The 18632-nt window shown below is 62.5% G+C and carries 18 protein-coding genes and 1 pseudogene; 6 read left to right on the plus strand and 13 right to left on the minus strand.

Annotation, left to right across the window (positions count from 1 at the left end):
* Positions 1–5: 5 nt before the first annotated feature.
* From ACM6UT_RS11460 to ACM6UT_RS11470, 3 genes are all read left to right on the plus strand, one after another.
* Positions 6–2423: a GcvT family protein gene (locus tag ACM6UT_RS11460; protein ID WP_416797468.1), complete on the plus strand. Its 2418-nt coding sequence runs from the start codon at positions 6–8 to the stop codon at positions 2421–2423.
* A complete protein-coding gene (locus tag ACM6UT_RS11465; protein ID WP_416797469.1) occupies positions 2420–3334 on the plus strand; it encodes a phosphotransferase in 915 nt (304 codons plus the stop codon). The genes ACM6UT_RS11460 and ACM6UT_RS11465 overlap by 4 nt, the downstream gene beginning before the upstream one ends.
* 131 nt (positions 3335–3465) lie before the next feature.
* Positions 3466–4530, plus strand: coding sequence for a YeeE/YedE family protein (locus ACM6UT_RS11470; protein ID WP_416797470.1), 1065 nt, complete (start codon positions 3466–3468; stop codon positions 4528–4530).
* 11 nt (positions 4531–4541) lie between these two features.
* Here ACM6UT_RS11470 and ACM6UT_RS11475 read toward each other — a convergent pair whose 3' ends face one another.
* The 11 genes from ACM6UT_RS11475 to ACM6UT_RS11525 form a co-directional block, all read right to left on the minus strand.
* Positions 4542–5456: an MBL fold metallo-hydrolase gene (locus ACM6UT_RS11475; protein WP_416797471.1), complete on the minus strand. Its 915-nt coding sequence runs from the start codon at positions 5454–5456 to the stop codon at positions 4542–4544.
* A gap of 29 nt (positions 5457–5485) precedes the next feature.
* A complete protein-coding gene (locus tag ACM6UT_RS11480; protein WP_416797472.1) occupies positions 5486–6748 on the minus strand; it encodes an NAD(P)/FAD-dependent oxidoreductase in 1263 nt (420 codons plus the stop codon).
* 97 nt (positions 6749–6845) lie between these two features.
* Positions 6846–7964 carry a c-type cytochrome gene (locus tag ACM6UT_RS11485; RefSeq protein ID WP_416797473.1) on the minus strand — a complete coding sequence of 373 codons (1119 nt, stop codon included), beginning with the start codon at positions 7962–7964 and terminating at the stop codon, positions 6846–6848.
* The gene (gene soxC, locus ACM6UT_RS11490) at positions 7948–9219 is read right to left on the minus strand and encodes a sulfite dehydrogenase (RefSeq protein WP_416797474.1); all 1272 of its coding nucleotides are present in this window, start codon (positions 9217–9219) and stop codon (positions 7948–7950) included. The genes ACM6UT_RS11485 and soxC overlap by 17 nt, the downstream gene beginning before the upstream one ends.
* Before the next feature lie 20 nt (positions 9220–9239).
* Entirely contained in the window at positions 9240–10931 is a 1692-nt protein-coding gene (gene soxB, locus ACM6UT_RS11495; protein WP_416797475.1) for a thiosulfohydrolase SoxB, read from the minus strand.
* Positions 10932–11051: 120 nt separating this feature from the next.
* A complete protein-coding gene (gene soxA, locus ACM6UT_RS11500) occupies positions 11052–11915 on the minus strand; it encodes a sulfur oxidation c-type cytochrome SoxA (RefSeq protein ID WP_416797476.1) in 864 nt (287 codons plus the stop codon).
* 30 nt (positions 11916–11945) lie between these two features.
* Positions 11946–12275, minus strand: a complete 330-nt coding sequence (gene soxZ / locus ACM6UT_RS11505) for a thiosulfate oxidation carrier complex protein SoxZ (protein ID WP_416797477.1) — start codon at positions 12273–12275, stop codon at positions 11946–11948.
* Positions 12276–12297: 22 nt separating this feature from the next.
* Positions 12298–12717 carry a thiosulfate oxidation carrier protein SoxY gene (gene soxY, locus ACM6UT_RS11510; RefSeq protein WP_416797478.1) on the minus strand — a complete coding sequence of 140 codons (420 nt, stop codon included), beginning with the start codon at positions 12715–12717 and terminating at the stop codon, positions 12298–12300.
* A gap of 28 nt (positions 12718–12745) precedes the next feature.
* Positions 12746–13219 carry a sulfur oxidation c-type cytochrome SoxX gene (gene soxX, locus ACM6UT_RS11515; RefSeq protein WP_416797479.1) on the minus strand — a complete coding sequence of 158 codons (474 nt, stop codon included), beginning with the start codon at positions 13217–13219 and terminating at the stop codon, positions 12746–12748.
* Positions 13220–13339: 120 nt separating this feature from the next.
* Entirely contained in the window at positions 13340–13909 is a 570-nt protein-coding gene (locus ACM6UT_RS11520; protein ID WP_416797480.1) for a thioredoxin family protein, read from the minus strand.
* Between the two features lie 18 nt (positions 13910–13927).
* Positions 13928–14665, minus strand: a complete 738-nt coding sequence (locus ACM6UT_RS11525; protein ID WP_416797481.1) for a cytochrome c biogenesis CcdA family protein — start codon at positions 14663–14665, stop codon at positions 13928–13930.
* A gap of 109 nt (positions 14666–14774) precedes the next feature.
* Between ACM6UT_RS11525 and ACM6UT_RS11530 the strand changes: the two genes are divergently transcribed.
* The 3 genes from ACM6UT_RS11530 to ACM6UT_RS11540 all read left to right on the plus strand — a co-directional run bounded on the left by ACM6UT_RS11530 (position 14775) and on the right by ACM6UT_RS11540 (position 16717).
* Positions 14775–15143: a transcriptional regulator gene (locus ACM6UT_RS11530; RefSeq protein ID WP_416797482.1), complete on the plus strand. Its 369-nt coding sequence runs from the start codon at positions 14775–14777 to the stop codon at positions 15141–15143.
* A gap of 206 nt (positions 15144–15349) precedes the next feature.
* Positions 15350–15649 carry an ArsR/SmtB family transcription factor gene (locus ACM6UT_RS11535; RefSeq protein WP_416797483.1) on the plus strand — a complete coding sequence of 100 codons (300 nt, stop codon included), beginning with the start codon at positions 15350–15352 and terminating at the stop codon, positions 15647–15649.
* A gap of 21 nt (positions 15650–15670) precedes the next feature.
* The gene (locus ACM6UT_RS11540) at positions 15671–16717 is read left to right on the plus strand and encodes a YeeE/YedE family protein (RefSeq protein WP_416797484.1); all 1047 of its coding nucleotides are present in this window, start codon (positions 15671–15673) and stop codon (positions 16715–16717) included.
* A gap of 259 nt (positions 16718–16976) precedes the next feature.
* On the opposite strand, the gene ACM6UT_RS11545 is transcribed toward ACM6UT_RS11540, so the two are convergent.
* Positions 16977–18206, minus strand: a complete 1230-nt coding sequence (locus ACM6UT_RS11545) for an ABC transporter substrate-binding protein (RefSeq protein ID WP_416797485.1) — start codon at positions 18204–18206, stop codon at positions 16977–16979.
* Positions 18207–18227: 21 nt separating this feature from the next.
* Positions 18228–18470: pseudogene (locus ACM6UT_RS11550) on the minus strand (Atu4866 domain-containing protein); the annotation flags it as partial.
* Positions 18471–18632 lie beyond the last annotated feature (162 nt).

Below are 18632 nucleotides of genomic sequence, written 5' to 3' on the forward strand. Positions count from 1 at the left end.
CCGAAATGTCATTCCGTGCGGATCGTCACGTCCACATTCTCATCATCGGCGGGGGTGCGATCGGCACCTCCGTCGCCTACCACCTTGCTCGCGACGGAGCCCAGGACGTGCTGCTGGTCGAGAAGGCGATGCTCACCCATGGCTGCACCTGGCATGCCGCCGGGTTGGTCGGCCAGCTGCGGGGAAAACGCAACCTCACGCGGCTGATGCAGAATTCCGTCGCGGTCTTCGACAGATTAGAAGAGGAGACGGGCCAGCACATCGCCTGGAAGAAGGTCGGCTCATTGCGGCTCGCCGGCAGTCCGGAGCGCTGGAGCGAGATCCGCCGCTCGATGACCCAGGCCAAGAGCTTCGGCGTCGAGTGCTACTCCCTCTCCGCCGACGAAGCGGCAGCCCGCTTCCCCTACATCGTCAAAGACGGCATCGAGGGAGCCGTCTTCATCCCCGGCGACGGCTATATCGATCCCTATTCGCTGACCATGGCCTATGCCCGTGGCGCGCGCACGAACGGGGCGAAGGTCGAGGAAGGCGTGACCGTCGAGGAGATCGTCATCGAGAACCGCCGTGCGGTCGGCGTCGTCACCAATGGCGGGACGATTTCCTGCGATATCCTCGTCAACTGCGCCGGGCTCTGGGCCAAGCGTGTCGGCGAGATGGCCGGTGTGCCGCTTGCGGCCGGCGTGGTCGAGCACCAATATTTTCTCACCGAAAAGAAGCTGACGTTGCCGCCCGACCTGACGACGCTGCGGGACCCCGACAACAATTTCTACCTGAAGCCGGACACCGGTTCCTTCGCCATCGGCGGCTGGGAAGACGGCACCAAGGGCTGCTGGCGCGGCAAGCCACCCATTGATTTCGGCCGCGAACTCTTCGAGCCCAACTGGGAGCGGCTGGAACTCTTCGCGCTGCCGACTGCAACCCGCATTCCAGCCTTGAACGAGATCGGCATCCAGACGGTCATCAACGGCCCGATCCCGGTTTCTTTCGACGGCGAGCCGATCATGGGCCTCGCCCCTGAACTCGACAATTTCTATGTCGCCTGCGGCTTCACTGCCGGGATCGCGGCTTCGGGCGGCGCCGGCCTGGCGCTGTCGAACCTCATCCTGCATGGCGATGCCGGCATGGACCTCTGGCCCTTCGACGTGCGCCGCTTCGGCGCCGTCCATGCCCAGGGGCGCTATCTCGAAGAGCGGGCCATCGAGGCCTACGGCGCCTATTACAAGGTTCACTGGCCCGGCGAAGAAGCCCAGGTGGTGCGCGGACTGCGGCGCTCGCCCTTGCATGATGCGCTTGCGAAGAACGGCGCCGTCTTCGGGTCCAAGTTCGGCTGGGAGCGCCCCAACTGGTTTGCGCCGAAGGGGAGCGAGGGCAAGGATATCCCCTCCTTCGAGGGCAGGCCAAACTGGTTCGACGCCGTCGGCGAGGAGGTGATGGCGATCCGCGAGCGCGCAGCGCTGATCGACCAGTCCTCTTTCTCCAAGTTCGAGATCAGTGGCCACGGCGCACTGGAGGCGATGCAGAGGATCGCCGCCAACGATCTTTCCGGCCCTCCGGGCAAGGCCGTCTACACGCAGTTGTGCAACGAGCGGGGCGGGATCGAGGCGGATGTCACCATCGTCCATATCTCCGACGACCTGCTCTACCTGATCACCGGTTCCGGCTTCGGCGTGCGGGATGGCAACTGGGTCTCCCGGCATCTTCCGGATGGTATCAGTCTGCGCGATGTCACAAACAGATTCGCGACCCTCAACGTCTGCGGCCCCCATGCTCGCGATATTCTGCAAAGCGTATCGGATGACGATCTTTCGAACGGAGCCTTCCCCTTCCTTGCAGCCCGGTGGATCGAAATCGGCGCCGCAACGGCACTTGCCGTGCGCATCGGCTATGTGGGCGAGCTCGGCTACGAGCTCTACATCGACCAGGAATATGCAGCGCACGTCTACGACACGCTGAAGGCGGCCGGAGAACCGTTCGGTATCGCCGATGCCGGCTACCGCGCGATCGATGCGGCCCGCATGGAGAAGGGCTATCTCTACTGGTCGGGTGACATCACCCCCGATTACAACCCGTACGAAGCGGGGCTCGGCTTCTGCGTAGCCCTGAACAAGGGTGATTTCGTCGGTCGCGAGGCACTGGCGGCGATCAAGGCCGAGGGGGTGAAGCGCAAGCTCGTCTCCTACACCGTCGAAGGCTTCGCGCCCTTCCACGGCGGCGAGGCGGTCCTGCTCGACGGCAAGGTCGTCGGTTCCACCGCCAGCACCGGCTACGGCTACACGCTCGGCAAGACCATCGCCTTCGGCTACCTGCCGGCCGAGATCGCCGGCAGTGAAAACTTCGAGATCGAGGCTTTCGGCAGGGTCTACAGGGCACGGCGCGGGCCGCGCAGTCTCTACGACCCGAAGTTGGAGAGGCTGAAGGCATGACCGAAGACGCCGACATCGCGCTTGCCCGCCACACGTTGAAGGCGATTCCCTTGCTGGCAAACTATGATGGTCCTGTCGTGCGGCTGGGCGGGCTTACCAATCTTGTTTTCCGTCTCGGTGACTACTGCCTGCGCATTCCCGGCCGGGGGACCGAGGAGTACATAGACCGCGTGAACGAGATGATGGCGACCGAAGCCGTCGCTCGTGCCGGAGTCGGCCCGGAAGTCCTCTTTGCCGACGCTGCAAGCGGCGTCTTCGTCTCTCGCTTTATCGAGGGCGCCGTCACCATGTCGCCCGAAAGCTTCCTTATCAGCGCGGGAGCCCCAGCCCGCGCTGGAAAGGCCTTTCGCAAGCTGCATGACAGCGGCGCCGTCTTTCCCGCGCGCTTCGAACTGTTTTCGATGATCGACAGCTATCTGGGCGTGCTCTCGACCAAGGACGTGGCGTTACCCGCAGGCTACCACGAGGTGCTGAAGGGGGCCGAGGGCGTGCGTGCTGCCCTTTTCGCCCATCCGCTCCCCTCCGTCGCTTGCCATTGCGATCCCCTCTGCGAGAACTTCCTCGATACCGGCGAGCGCATGTGGATCGTCGATTGGGAATATTCGGGCATGAACGATCCAATGTGGGACCTCGGCGATCTCTGTATCGAGGGCGGGTTTGGACCCGAGCAGGAAGAGGAGATGATCCGCGCCTATTTCGGCGGGGAACCCACGCCCGCCGAGCGCGGCCGCATCACCATATACAAGGCGATGTGCGATCTCCTCTGGACGCTTTGGGGGCTCATCCAGCTCGCCAACGACAACCCCGTCGACGATTTTCGCGTCTATGCGGACAGTCGTTTCGCCCGATGTCGCGCACTGATGCAGACGGACGCATTCGCAGACGCGGTTTCAACCGTCGCGATGGGATGACGGTGTGCTCCGCACGTCTCGCGGCGGACTGCGGCTCACCGCCGCAGAGTGACGGGACAGATGTGCCGGAAGACAATTGAGGCTATGATTGTGCGCAGTTAGGCAGCGGCAGGATGTTCGAGGGGCGCTGAATGGATTTGACATCGCTGCTCGACCAGTTCGACGAGCCGCAATTGGCCGCTCTTTTCGGCCTTGTTACCGGTGGGATCTTCGGTTTCTCGGCACAGAAATCCGCCTTCTGTCTCAGGGCTGCGACGGTCGAGTTTTCGCGCGGACGGCTCGGACGCCGTGTTGCGGTTTGGCTGCTGACCTTCTCCACTGCGCTGATCTGGGTCTGGCTGGCCGAACTTTCCGGCCTGTTCCGCCCGACCGATGCGCGGGTCATGGCGATTACCGGCTCATGGTCGGGTGCGGTTATTGGTGGTTTGATGTTCGGGGCGGGTATGGTGATGGCTCGGGGCTGTTCCGGGCGCCTCCTCGTGCTTGCGGCAACCGGGAACTTGCGCTCGGTCGTATCTGGTCTGGTGTTCGCCGTCAGTGCGCAGATGTCGCTTCGCGGCTGGCTTGCCCCACTTCGCCAATGGCTGGCGGGGCTTTGGACGACACCCGCAGGCCAGAATGTCAACCTTCTGGCGCTTCTTCATCTTCCGAGCTGGCTCGGTCCGTTGCTGGGGCTCGCGACGGCGGCGCTGGCTCTCTATCTTTCCGTGAGGGAGAAGATCGGATGGAAGATCCTTCTTTTTGCCTCCGGCGTGGGATTTTCCGTCGCCGTCGGCTGGGTGCTGACCTGGTCGCTCTCGACCGCGGCCTTCGATCCCGTCAACGTTACCTCGATTACCTTTTCCGGTCCGTCCGCCTCGACCCTGATGTTCTTCCTGACGAGCGATCCGGTGCTCGATTTCGACATCGGCTTGGTGCCCGGCGCCTTCGGAGGCGCCTTCCTTGCGGCGGCGATCTCTCGCGAGTTGAAATTCCAGGGTTTCGACGGGGAGAGCCAGATGCGCCGTTCGCTGAGCGGCGCAATGCTCATGGGCTTCGGGGCGATGCTTGCCGGCGGTTGTGCCATTGGCGCCGGCGTCACCGGTACGTCGGTCTTTGCCGCGACGGCCTGGCTTGCCCTGTTTTCCATGTGGGTCGGTGCCATAGCGACCGACTGGCTGATCGATCGGCCGCGTCCGGCGGTCTCTCCGGTCTGAAATCGCGCGCCCTACATCGCGACGAAGCGGTAGGCGCTGCCCTTTCTCTCGACATGGCCGATCCCGCTGCCGGGCAGGTGATAGCCGATCAAGGGAACGGCGGAAGAGGCGATCTCGTCCATCAGTCTGGTGCGCGTACGAGCAGCGATCTCCGGGTCCTGGTCGGAACCCGTGGCCCAATCCGGTTTCTCGAACGCCACATGGTGGTTGCCGATCGCGTCACCGACCACCAGGACGCTTGTCGAGCCGGAGCGGATTTCGAAGGAAAGATGTCCCGGCGTATGGCCGGGCGTGAGCCGTGCTGCGACGCCGGGAAGCACCTCTTCCCCGTCGGTCACGCGCCGCACCGTCTCGGCGATGACACTGAGCCGGCGGGAGGCGCCGGCTGCGAAGGTCTTGCGCGCATCGCCGATCGTATCAACGGTGCCCGGGTCCATCCAGTAGTCGAACTCGGTTGCACCGATCATGTGCTCGGCGTTGGCGAAGACCGGTTCGTCGAATTCATCAAGCAGCCCCCAGAGATGATCGGGATGGCCGTGGGTAAAGACCACATGCGTCACCTCGTCGGGGCTCACGCCGAGTGCATCCATGGCTGCGGACAGCTTGCCTGCCGTCGGCTGGAAGTCGGGACCTGCGCCGACATCGAAGATGACGGTATTGGTGCCGTCGCGCAGAAGCGTGACGTTGCAGGGTGGCGTCATCTGGCTACCCGTAACGCCGTATGACGCGAGGATCGCGTTCGTCTCGGGTTGGGGCAGGCCGGCCGTGATGAAGTCGGCGGGCAGCATGAGGTTGCCGTCGGAGAGCGTGTCGATCTGGAGGTCGCCGAGCGTCAGCGTCGTGGCGGCGAAGAGCGGTCGCGGAAAGCACATGGCGCTCGCCACCAGGGCAGTAGTCGAGGCAATGAAGCGGCGGCGGGTTTGCATGTTGAAGGTCCTTCCCCGATTGGCTCGGCTCAGCCGAAGATCTGAGCCGTAATGGTGTGATACCAGTCCAGGCTTTCCTGGTAGGTTGCCGCACGTGTGGCGGCGTCCTCGTCGGCCTGTGAGACGTATTTCTCGATGCCGGCGATCTTCCCGTCGGCAGGCTTGTAGGTGCCGCCGTCCTTTACGGAATCGCCCGGCGCAAGGGCTGACCAGCAGGCGTTGGAATAGACCGGCTCCGGTATGTCCCGGCCGGTCAGGTCGCCGATGACCGTGGCCGCAGCGACCTCGGCCTGCGAGCGGGCGGAGGTCGCTGACTTCGGCATGTCCCCCTGTTGTGCACTGTCGCCGAGGACGAAGATGCTGTTGTCCAGGCGCGAGCGCATCGAGGACGGATCGACGGGAGCCCAGCCACTCCGGTCCGTCAGTTGCGCGCGTTGGGCGATCTTGCCGGCCCTCTGCGCCGGGATGACATTGCAGCAGTCGACCTTCATCGCCTCGCCGTCGACGGAGATCTCCATCGCGTCGGGCGAAACAGACAGGTTCCGACTGCCGAAGTCGGGGCCGATCCATTCAATCATGCCGTCGTAGTATTTTAACCAGGCATCCTCGAAGAGCTTCTGCAGCGTGAACTCTTCCTTCGGATCGATGATGATGATCTTGGCGGTGGGGTTGTTCCCCTTCAGGTAATGGGCAATCATGCTGACCCGCTCATAGGGGCCGGGCGGACAGCGGTACGGTTCGGGCGGCGCGACCAAGGCGAACACGCCTCCCTGCGGCAAGGATTCGATCATCTTTGCCAAAAGAAGTGTCTGCGGGCCGGCCTTGTAGGCGTGCGGCATTCGGTCGGCCGCTTCAAGGGTCCAGCCTTCAACAGAGCCCTCTAAGAAATCGATGCCCGGCGCCATAACCAGGCGATCATAGGCAAGCTGTCCTCCACCAGCGAGCAGGACGTTGCGTTTCTCCCGGTCGACGTCTGCGGCGAAATCCGCAACGACCTGGACACCAGCCCGCGTCATCCCATCATAGCCATGCTGGAGGCTCTCGAAGCTGCGGAGGCCGCCGAGATAGAGGTTCGAGAAGTAGCACGTCGTGTGACGTGCGTTGGGTTCGACGAGGGCAACGTCAATGTGATCGTCACCATCGCGGGCAATCCTGCGAGCAACGCTGGCTCCGCCGGCGCCGCCACCGACGACCACGACTTTTGCCCGGGCTCGGCCGTGAACAGCCGGTGCCGCCAAGGCAGCACCTGCGCAGGCGACGGAGATCATGAAGTGGCGGCGGGCAAGTTCCATGATACTTCCGGGTTCAGCTCATCAACGGTCTTCGCCGCCGCGTTGCCACGCGGCGGCGATGCGAGGCACCGGGGAGGGACGGTGCTTCGCGGGCCGATCATTTGCCGGCGCTCTTGAGATATGCGATCAATGCCGCTCGTTCGTGTTCCTTCTTGAGCCCCGCGAAGGTCATCTTGGTCCCGGCGGCGAAGGTCTTCGGATTTTCCAGGAAAGCGGCGAGGCGAGCATCGTCCCAGACCTCTCCTTCCGACTGCATCTTGGAAAACGCCTTGGAATACTTGTAGCCGTCGACGGTGCCGGGCACGCGCCCGACGACCCCGTTGAGATGCGGCCCGGTGGCATTCTTGGCGCCGTCGCCGATCTTGTGACAGCTCTGACATTTCTTGAAGACCGTCTTTCCCGCCTCGACGAGCTCGTGATCCATGCCCTCGGCGGATGCGGTCTCAACAGTTTTCGCGGCCTCGGCCGGCGTTTCCTTAGAGGCCGTGTCGGTTGCTGTCGCCGGCTCGGCGGCCTCCGATTTCTGCTGCACCGGCGCCTGGCCCGTGATGTCGGGCAAGGTTCCGGCCGGCTTACCGTCCGCGTCCGTCGGTGTTACCTTCAATTCCACGGCCCGCTTGGTGACCTTCACCGGACCGCGGCAGTCCTTCATGCAGGGTTCCTTGCTGAAGAGCGGGTACTCCGCTTCCGAGCGATCGTCCGCATAGAAGCCCTGGTTGTTCGGCAGCTGGACCTCGTTGAAATTGTCCTTCGACAGCACGAAGTCATCTTCTACCAGCCCGTTCGAATAGAGCAGGAAGGCGACGATCGCGTAGGTCTCGTCGACCGAGACCGTCTGCGCGCTGCCGAAAGGCATCGAGCGGTGCACATAGTCCCAGACGGTCGACAGATGCGGCCAGTAGCTGCCGATGGTCTTCACCGGACGCCGGTCCTTGAGCGAACCCTGTCCACCTGCCAGAACCGGCCATGCGTCCAGTCCCTCGGCGAACTCGCCGTGGCAGGCTGCGCATTTCTCGCCGAAAACTGCTTCACCTGTGGTGACGTCGCCGGAGCCGGGACGAAGTCCCTTGCCGTCCGGAAGGACCGTGACGTCCCAGGCATCGATCTCTTCCGGAAGCGCAGGACGGCCAAGTCCGATCTTCTCGGCAAGGACCGGAGTTGCGCTGACCGAGAGCAGGAGCAGCGCTGAAAGCACAAACTTACGCGATTTCGACATTCTCGACCTCTCCGTTCGCTCTCAGCCACCAGGTCTGGATGGAATTGTTGTGATAGACGTTGTTCAGCCCGCGGATCGCGCGCAGTTCGTCCTTGGTCGGCTGGACATAGCCGGTCTCATCGGTTGCTCGGGACTGCAGGAACATTTCCGAGCCGTCCCAGTCGATGTCCAGATGGAAGCGGGTGAGCGCCTTCGACCTGACATCACCGGTGAGCCGCGCCTCCTGCCAGTTGCGGCCGCCATCGAGCGAAACGTCGACGCGGGTGACCTTTCCGTTGCCGGACCAGGCAAGCCCCGTGATCACCAGCGGGCCCTTGCCGTGCCGGACCGGAGCCTGGGGCGAAGGCGAGGTGATGACGGACTTCGCGTCCATGACCCAGGTCCATTTGCGGGCGCGCCCGTCGGGCATCAGGTCGGTGTATTTCGAAGTTTCCTCGCGGCTCTCGACAGCCTGATCGTAGACGCCGATGCGCCGGAGCCATTTGATCCACATATTGCCTTCCCAGCCGGGAACGACGAGACGAACGGGATAGCCGTGCTCCTTGCGCAGCGCCTCGCCGTTCGCGATGAAGGCGACCAGCACGTCGTCCATGGCCTTGTCGAGCGGCATCGACCGTCCGTTCGACGAGGCGTCATGGCCCTCGGCGTAGATCCACTTGCCCTCAGGCTTTACACCCGCCTCTTCGAGGAGGAGGCGCAGCGGCACGCCGACATATTCCATGTTGTGGATCATGCCCTGGGTGAACTGGCAGCCTTCGAGCTGGGCGCCGCCCCATTCCATCCCACCATTGGCGGCGCATTCCAGGAAGGCCGTCGCCGTCGCGCGTGGAAAACGCGTCAGGTCCTCGAAGGTGAAGACGAGGGGCGTTTCGACGAGGCCGTCGATCATCAGACGATAATCGGTTTTCGACATCTCGATTGAGCCGGAATGGTGACGTTCGAATGCGCAGCCCTGTGGTGTGATCGTGCCTTCGAGGGCGTGGATCGGCGTGAAGTTGATCGAGGAGACTGGGCTCTCTGTCAGCCACGAGACGTTACGGCGCACCACATGGCTCTCGAACTGGATCGGCATGCCGTATGGCGTCGCGTCGACAGGGTCGCCGAAAGCGGAAGCCCAAGGCTGGACTTCGGTGATTAGCGGGTCAGGTTGGGCTGCACGGGCGGTCCCGGCCCCCGCGACCAGTCCGGCAGCAGTCAGCGCCGAATTACGCAGAAAGCCGCGCCGTGATGTGCCGCTTGTAGATTCGTCGGACATGGCGAACGCTCCTTATTCTCTCAGATTCCAGCAATTTTGACGGAGGAGCCGGGTGTGACCTTCACGGTCCCGAGCTTTCGGACGTGGCTTTCGATAACGTCCCAGATCTGCGGACCTTCGGTGCCCTGGTTGACGGAGGCCCAGCCAGCAACGGTATAGCTCTTGCCGGCCTCGACGGCCTTTCCGCTGTCGGAGAGTACCATGTCGGAAATCCGGCTGCCGATCGGCTGGCCGATGTCGATGGTGAAGCCGATGCCGCCGACGCGGACCATGTCGCCACCCTGCTGGTAGTAGGGGTCGGTGTTGAACAGATTGTCGGCGACGTCTTCGAGAATGGTCTTCAGCGTCTCGCCGGTCATTTCCGTCCGGTAGCAGGCGCCGTAGGTCATCGAGGTGACGTTGTGGATGTCCTCACGGGTGATCGCGTCGCCGGGCATCAGCGTCGTGCCCCAGCGAACGCCGGGCGACATCGCGATCTCCGCATCCCGCTCGGATCGTATCGCATCGCAGATGAGATTGTCCCAGGTCCCGTTGAAGTTACCGCGCCGATAGAGCAGGCTCTCGGTGGTCCCGATCTTCTCTTCGAGCTTTTCCTTGTGTGGTGCGCGCTCGTTGTCGACAAGCGCCGCCATTTCCGGATCCGGCGCGATGACGTCTGCGAAGATCGGAATGAGCTTGTGCCGATATCCCATCATGCGACCGTCGCGCACGTCGAGATCGACGCGGCTGACGAATTTACCGTTCGAGCCGGAAGCAATGAGGATTGTTTGCCCGATGACCACCGGCTCGGGTACCGCGTCATGCGTGTGGCCCGTGAGGATCACGTCGATCCCCTTGACCCGGCTCGCCATCTTGCGGTCGACGTCGAAGCCGTTGTGCGAGAGGCAGACGACCAGATCGGCGCCTTTGGATTTGACCTCGTCGACCATCTCCTGCATTCGCTCTTCGCGAATGCCGAAGGAGTATTCCGGGAACATCCAGCCCGGGTTTGCTATCGGCATATAGGGGAATGCCTGGCCGATTACGGCAATCTTGGCACCTCCACGCTCGAAGAAGCTGTAGGGTTCGAAGGCCGGCTCGTTCCACTCGGAATCGTAGATATTGGCGCCGAGGAAGGGGAACGGCAGCGCGTCGACGATCTCCTTCACCCGTTCGGTGCCATAGGTCCATTCCCAGTGGCTGGTCATGGCGTCGACCTTGAGCGCGTTCATGATGTTCACCATGTCCTGGCCCTTGGTCAGCAGCGAGGTCATCGAGCCGTGCCAGGTATCGCCCCCGTCGAGCAGGATGGCTTCCGGGCGAGCGGCGCGGATCGCCTTGACGACGGTCGCCACCCGATCCATGCCGCCCATCTTGCCATAGGTCTTGCCGAGTGCCTCGAAATCCTCGCAGGTCAGGGCGTAGGCTTCGGCAGATGCCGGCTTGAGCTTGAACGTCTCGATGAAATCTCTGCCCGTCAGGTGCGGCGGGCGGCCTTTCGCCTCGCCGACTCCGAGATTGATTTCAGGTTCGCGGAACCAGATCGGCTTCGTCTGCGCATGAATGTCGGTGATGTGGATCAGCGTGACGTTGCCGTAATCCTCGAACGCCAGCAGACTGTCCTGCGTTAAGGCCTGCTGCGCTGCGAGCTTCGACCAGTTTCCGAAGCCTGAGAGGCCGTATATGGCGGAGACCGCCACCGATGCCTGCAGAAACTCGCGCCGGTTGATCATGTCCGTTCCTCGAAAAATGCGCAGCAAAACCCGCCCGGAAACCAACGCGCCGGAGCCTTGCCGTGGTGAATACGAATGTTTGTGCGGGACCGCCGCGATCAGGCGCGGCGGCCCGTTCCGTCAGGGTCTGACGCCGACGCCCTCGATGGCGAGACCGTTGCCACGGGAGGCGACATAGAGTTCGAGCGCCTTGAACTCTTCGGAGCCCGCCTTGAAGGTTTCGGCTCGCGTATCGCGGACGCAGCCGACGAAGCGTTGCTGCGCCGAAACGATATCCGCATCCTTCAGGCGATAGACGGGAAAGCCGGACGTCTGCCCCTGGCTCAGGTGGTCGGCCCGGATCAGCTTCCCGTAGTTGTTCTCGTGGCAGCTTGCGCAGGACATTTCGAGCTGACCGTAGCGGGTGTAGTAGATGTCCTTGCCCTTCTGCCAATAGGAGGCAGCCGGACCGTCGATCGCCACGTTCTGGATGATGCCACGGGACTGCAACGAGATGAGCGCCAGCATGTCCTTCATCTTGCCGGAGGTGACGCCCCATTTTTCGAGGCCCATGCGATCCGTGACGCACTGGTTGATGTAGTCTTCCATGATCATCAACTTGCCGGATTTCTCATCGACGCGCGGAAGAACGGCACGCAGACCCTTCATGCTTTCCGGTCCGTTGTGACAGCTGGCGCAGGACTCGCCTTTCGTCCCCATCGACTGGTTCCACAGATCGCGACCGCGGTCGGCAAACACCATGCCGGGGTTGTCGAAGTCGTCCTTTTCCATCGCGCGGGTGTCGTCCTCGCGGAAATGCCAGCCCGACCAGATCGTATCGAAGGCGCCTTCGAGATGGGCAGGCGCCGGGGCGCTGGTCACCAAGGTGACCGGGCCGTCGTCCGTCTCAATCTCCAGCGTGTCCTCGACCGGGTCCGCACCGGCCGGGCCGGCAAGGCAAAGGCCGAGAACGGCGGCGAGTGTCGCTTTGCTGAAACTTGGCATGTCTGTCTCCTCCCTAGATCAACATGCGGCTCAGGCAACCCCGATTGGCTTCTTGTCTTCGTAAACGGAACCGTCGTCGTCGTACCAGGTGAACTTGAATTCGCCCGCGGAATCGACCTTGGCGGCGAACTCGAAGTACGGATTGGTCGAAACGGCGGGATCGATGGCGACATCGACGACATTGTTGCCGTTGAAGTCGCAGGTGAAACGATTGATGATGGAGCGCGGAATGATCTTGCCGTCGGCGTCCTTGCGCTGTCCGGACTCCATCTTGTGGCTGATCAGCGCCTTGATGGTCACGATCTCGCCAGCCTTGGCCGACTTCGGCACTTTCACGCGCGGTTTTGCATCCGATGCCATGTTGTCTCTCCTCCTAAATCGATCAGCCGCCGCAGCCGCCGATGGTGACCTTCACGGTCGATTGCGCCTTCTTGATCGAGCCGTCCGCCATCTTTGCATAGGCAATGACGTTCTGCGTCTTGGCGAGGCGGATGCGGGTTGCGACCGACTGACTGCCGGCCGCCGGCCCGAACTTGAACGTCGCAACGGCCGGCTCGGGGTTGCCTTCGGCGAGCAGCAGGATCGCGACCGCGCCGGGCGCATCGACGGATACCGGAACGGTATTGCCGTTTTCCGCGATCTCAGGAGCTGTCAGGGTGATGCCGTCACTGCCGGCTTCAGCGCCGCCGGTGAAGTCCTTGGTCAAGGCCTCGATTGCAGCCGCTGCCGCGGGCAGCGGAAGGGCCAGTGCAGCGATCCCGCCGACGCCGGCCAAAAGAACGTTTCGTCTCGTAAAGTTCATATTTCGCTCCTCTCGAACGTCGCCTGCATCACTCTTTGAGCGTGAGCAGGTACGCCACCACGTCTTCGATCTGTTGGGCATTCAAGATTGGCGGCAGGGGCCCTTCGGGCGCCTTGCCGGTGTAGCCGTTGCCGGGACGGACATAGCCGTCGGTCTTGTAGAACGCCGGCATGAAACTGCCCTGGAAGGTCATCTTCGCGTTGGCCACGATCCCTCGCAGCTGCGCTTCCGAGTAACGGTCGGCGACCCCGTCGAGCGGCGGCGCGATGTTGCCCTGGAAGGACACTTCCGGCAGCTTGCTGATCTGATGGCAGGCCACGCAATTGCCGAGCGCATTGGTGGTCATCACCTTCACGCCGGCGACCGGATCTCCCGGCTTTCCGGACAGCGACATTTCGATGGCGCCTTCGTGAAATACGGTCGCGGATGGTGCGGTGTCGCTAAGGGCCGGCGTGGCAGCGGATCCCAAAACCACTGTTGCCAGACAGAACTGCCATTTCATCCTCTCCTCCCTCTTCTCTCCTCGGATACGTTAGCTTGACTGCCAATCCATAACAATAGCCCTATATATATATTTTTGAATAACCTTATAGTGCTTTGATATTCATCAGGTATTTTGGCATTACGGGTTCACCTGCCGGGCAAGAAATTTCTGAAAGTGCTCTCCGGAAGCATAGCCGTGATCGCGAATCCAGGTGAGCAGAGCGCTTGTGGTCCCCTTGCCAAAGGCGCCAGGCATCATGGCGACCGAGGCCTCCGCCGCGGTCTGGTTCGGCTTCACGTCTTCCGGCAGGAAGATGAGCGTTGGTGTAAACATGACACCCCAGCGCACCGCCATTTCCTTCTCCGGCAGGACGGTTCCGTCGAAGTCGGTCACCTCGACATCGCCGAAAAGGTTCATCTGCACGACGAAGTAACTGTCGCGGATGAGCTGATCGATCGTTGGGTCGGGAAACACTTCCTCATGCATCCGGGTGCAGTAGATGCACCCGCGCTGTTCGACGATGACGAGGAGCCGCTTGCCCTCGCGGTTGGCCTCGGCGAGGTCATCGCGCAAGTCCTTGAACGTCTCACGCAACCAGGTCGGCTTGTGCAGTCCGTCGTCTCCCAGCTCCGCGGCAGCGGCCGGTGCGGAGACGAACCCGCCGAGGATCAACAATGCGGAAGCGAACAGCAGTCGTACCGGGTGCATGTGTCATTCTCCTCTCGACTACTTTAGCGTCGCCGACCAGTCGAAGTTCCGGATCAGGGCGTCTGCGATCAGGTTGACCGAATTGGTCGCGATCAGGATGCCGAAGATGATCAGCATCAGGCCCATGAGTTTTTCGACATGCCCCATGAGTGCGCGGTGGCGGCCGACGAAAGCAAGGAATGGCCGTGCAAACAGAGCCGCGACGACGAACGGCAACGTCATCCCTATACCGTAGGCGAGGAGGAGCATGCCGCCGCGCCAGAGGTCTCCCATTCCGCTCGCGACCATCAGGATCGCCGCCAGAGCGGGTCCGACGCAAGGCGTCCAGCCGAAGCCGAAGGCGAGCCCCATGAGATAGGCGCCACCGAGCGTCGTCGGGTTGGCCGTCGATTGCACCCGCGCTTCCCGGTAGAGAAATGCGATGCGGAGGACGCCGAGGAAATGCAGCCCGAAAACGATCAATACTGCCGCGGCGACCCAGGAAAGCGTCTCCTTCCATTGCAGGAAGAGGTGACCAAGGGCTGTGGCGCCAAGCCCGAGCAGCACGAAGATCGTGGTGACGCCAAGGGCGAACGCAACGGCCTGCACAAAGAGCCTGCGCTGGGCGCCGGCTGCGATCCGCTCGCCGTCTCGCAGTTCCTGCATTGATAGCCCCGCCATGTAGGACAGGTAGAAGGGCACCATCGCCAGAATGCACGGCGACAGGAAAGACAGGAGCCCCGCCGCAACGGCCCCGCCGTAACTGATCTCCAGCATGGCTTCCTCCCAAGCGCCGCCCAGACCTATCGAGACTCCGCGATCACGAACTTGCTTTCGCGCGAGTTTGAAATTAGAATATCTCTATATTTATATGTGGTCTGTCAATATGTCCCAGCGACGCCTCCTGTTCGTGATCGGCCTTTTCCTTCTGCCGGCTCTGCCGGCGGACGCCGCTATGGAATTGCTGATGTTCGAGCAGCCCGGCTGCCTCTATTGCGCCCGCTGGAACGAGGAGGTGTCGCAGGAGTATCCCAAGACGCGCGAGGGTCGCCTTGCGCCGCTTCGCCGCCTTGATCTCCACGGCAAATTGCCGCCGGACCTGACGATCGCCAGATCGCCTGTCTTCACGCCCACCTTCGTCCTGGTCGTCGACGGCGTGGAGAAGGGGCGAATCGAAGGTTATCCCGGTGAGGACTTCTTCTGGGCTTTGCTGGACGGCCTGATCGGCGACGCCGATGCGGCGGTGACAAAGTGAAAAATACCCTGTCCGGATCGTCCATGAGGCAGTATACGAGGCTAAGGCACAGTATCCACGTGCCCGAAGACAGCCTGTCGCGGCAATCTGTTGCGTCCGCTCGGGCACGGGGGACGCGCGCAATCGCATCGGTTCGAAGCGCGTTCACCCGAAGGGATGTGAAGGACGTGAACAAGGTGGCCATGCCAGCGCCAGGGGAGGGCGCGTTGGAGAAGCTGATCGATCGCGCCGATAGTGTGTCGAAGTTTCTGAAGGCGTTGGGGCACGACGGCCGGCTGACTATCCTGTGTCATCTGGTCGATGGTCCCAAGAGCGTGACAGAACTGGAAAATCTGCTCTCCGCCCGGCAGGCTGTCGTAAGTCAGCAGCTTGCGCGCCTCAGGCTGGAAGGACTCGTCGCTGCCCGCCGCGACGGCAACGCGATCTTCTATTCGATCCGCGATGCGAAGGCGCGGGAAGCCATCATCTTTCTGGCAGATCTGTTCAAGGAAGCGGCAGACATCTGATCTCTTCGGGGAGGAAGAGCAATGGTAACACTACCGGTCGGGTTTCTGGCGGCGCTCGTCGGCCTCGGTGGCGGCCTGGTCCTGGGGCTGGGTTGGCGCCTTGGAGGTTTGTGCACGCTGGCTGCACTGGAGTCCGCCGTCTATGGCGGTGACCAGAAACGTCTGCGTTTGTGGGGGGTCGTCGTCGGTGTCGCAATTCTCGGGACCCAGTTCGGTGCCTGGGCGGGGCTGATCAACCTTCAAGGAACACTCTACCACGCCTTCGTGTGGAATCCTTTCGCCTCAATCGTCGGTGGATTGCTTTTCGGCTACGGCATGGCGCTTGCGGGCAATTGCGGTTTCGGCGCCCTTGCGCGTTTCGGCGGAGGGGATGTGCGTTCGCTTGTTCTCGTGGTCGTGATGGGGGTAGTCGGATTTGTCGCTCTTTCCGGCCCGCTCGCGCCGCTGCGCACATTGCTGTTTCCGCAGCCAGAGGCGACGGCGCCCCAGGGCATTGTCCACGATCTCCAGGCGTTTCTCGGTATACCGGCGGCGGTGACGATCGTAGCGACCGCGGTAGCCTGCCTGGTCTGGGGTCTCTCCAACGAGCGCCTTCGCAAGGACTGGCGCATGCTCGTCTGGGGCGTTGCGGCCGGGGTCGCCGTGACGTGGTGTTTTGCCGGCACCTCCTACCTCGAAGAGATCAGCCTCGGTGCCGTATCGCCGGAGGGGCCATCCTTTACCGCGCCGATAGGTCGAACCTTGATCTATCTGATGACCTCGACCGCTGGCGGGATCACCTTCTCCGTAGGGTCGGTGGCCGGTGTCATTCTCGGCGCCTTCATCGGGTCCAGCATCAAGGGCACCTTCGTCTGGGAAGCCTGCGAGGACCCGCGGGAACTGGGACGGCAGGTCGGAGGAGCCGCGCTCATGGGCATTGGCGGGGTCGTTGCCATGGGGTGCTCGATCGGGCAGGGCGTCTCGGGCGTCGCCGTGCTGGCGTGGTCGGGACCGGTCACGCTGGCTTGCATCGTCCTCGGCGCCCTGTTCGGATTGCGCCAGCTGATCGGCGGATTCCAGAGGATTTGATGCCTGGCCGAGGCGAGGTGTCGCGCTGCTTCAGCTCAAGAGACCGTTGCCGCCCTGGCGTGGCGCAGAGCCCGCATGACGGCGCCGAGTATCCCGGCGCGCGGTCCGAAGCGGCGTCAGATGCTGCCTCAGGAGCTCGCCGTCGAAGACTGACGGACATCGAAAGAGAGAGCCTGCGGTCGGTCGCGGAGGGTCGACACAGTGATCGGCGGTGGATGTGAAGGGGCTCTTTGGCGCCCGCTGCATTCGCTCAGCCACCCTATTGCGGGAACGCTTCTTCACCTGAAACCGTGGCGACCAGATCATAGAAGTCCCAGTCTTGCTTGGACTGCTCCGGCGCCTTCACGCGCAGCAGGTACATATCGTGGAGCATGGTCCCGTCTTCCCGAATGCGACCGCCTTTCACAAACATGTCGTTCAAAGTGGTGCTGCGCAACCGTGCGATGACGGCATCCGGTTCCGTGCTGCCGGCTGATTCGACTGCTTTCAGGTACTGCAGCGTGGCCGAATAGTCGGCCGCCTGCAGCGACGAAGGCATGCGGTTCTTTCGAGAAAAGAAGCGCTCCGCCCATCGACGGCTGTCCGCGTCGCGGGTCCAGAACCAACTGTCGGCAAGATAGAGATCCTGTGCTTCCTCAAGGCCCATCTCGTGGATGTCGTCGATGAAGGTGAGCAGGCCGACCAGCTTCATCCGCCCGGTCAGGTTCATCCTCTCCATTGCGCTCATGGCTTTGAGGAGTTCGGCATGTCCGTTCGCAAGGCCCAGCACTTCTGCATTGCTGTCACGTGCGGCCGCCAGAAACGGGGTGAAATCGTTCTCCCCATGCGGGTTCTTGACCGAGCCGACCACCACGCCGCCTGCCTGTTCAACGGCCGCGGTGCCGTGTGCCTGGAGCTCGCGGCCGAACGGATAGTCCGCGGTCACGTAAAACCAGCGCTTCAGACCCTGGCGTGTCAGTGCCAGCCCCGGAACCGTTGCCAGTGCCACGGTGCTGTAGGCGTACTGGATGATCGACGGCGCAGCTCGTTCGCGCGTTTGCACGGAGGTGCCGGCGCCAACCACAAGGATCGGCTTGGAGTGCTGTGCCGCAACCGCAGTCATCGCCAGGCTCGTATCGGAATTGACACCGCTGATGATCACGTCGACGCCTTCGTTCTCGTACCAATGTTGTGCGATCGCTGCGGCTTCCCGCTCGTCGTTCCGGTGATCACCGAGCACGAGTTCGAGCTGATGGCCGGCAACCATTCCGCCCAGATCGTCGATTGCCATTCGGATGGCCTCCGCGCCACCATTGCCGTCGACGCTCTCGTACGGGCCGGAAAGGTCGGTGCAGAGACCGATGCGGATCTTGTTTGCTTGCATTGTTCTGGTCCTCTTGGTTCCTTCTTCAGACTTGCTGCGGCTTGTCCAGGATGCCGCAGTCCCACCGAGCCCCCTCGACCAGGTCCGATGCCGCCGCTGACTGCCGTGGCATGTTTTGGCCCTCATCGATGACCGCCTGACGACGCTCTATCGTGCGCGCCGAAGAATCATGCCGCCGTGGTGAAGGGTGTTCAGGTCCACGAACCTGCCATCTGCCGTGAAGCCGGTGTCGTCCCAGTACTCGATATAGTCGCCGCGGATCTCATACCGCCCCTGATAGGCGCTCTCGCGGGTTCCGCGCGCCTCATCATAACGGCCATTTGGCAGAAGCGCGTGGCGCACGCGACCGTCGTCCGTTACCCACATGCCGGTATAAGGATGTTCGTGCATAATCTCGCTCTCATGTGATTTGCCGGAAGCGTTAGAGGAATTATTGAACGATCATGTGCCGCAAAGGGCCAGTGTTCGGAGGCAATCAGCCTAGCCAGCGTCCTGTTCATCTGAACATTCTTCATATCCTCTGACTGTTGCAGATCGCAGCGTATGCCCGAG

The sequence above is a fragment of the Ciceribacter azotifigens genome (assembly GCF_048159625.1).
Classification (GTDB): Bacteria; Pseudomonadota; Alphaproteobacteria; order Rhizobiales; family Rhizobiaceae; genus Allorhizobium; species Allorhizobium azotifigens.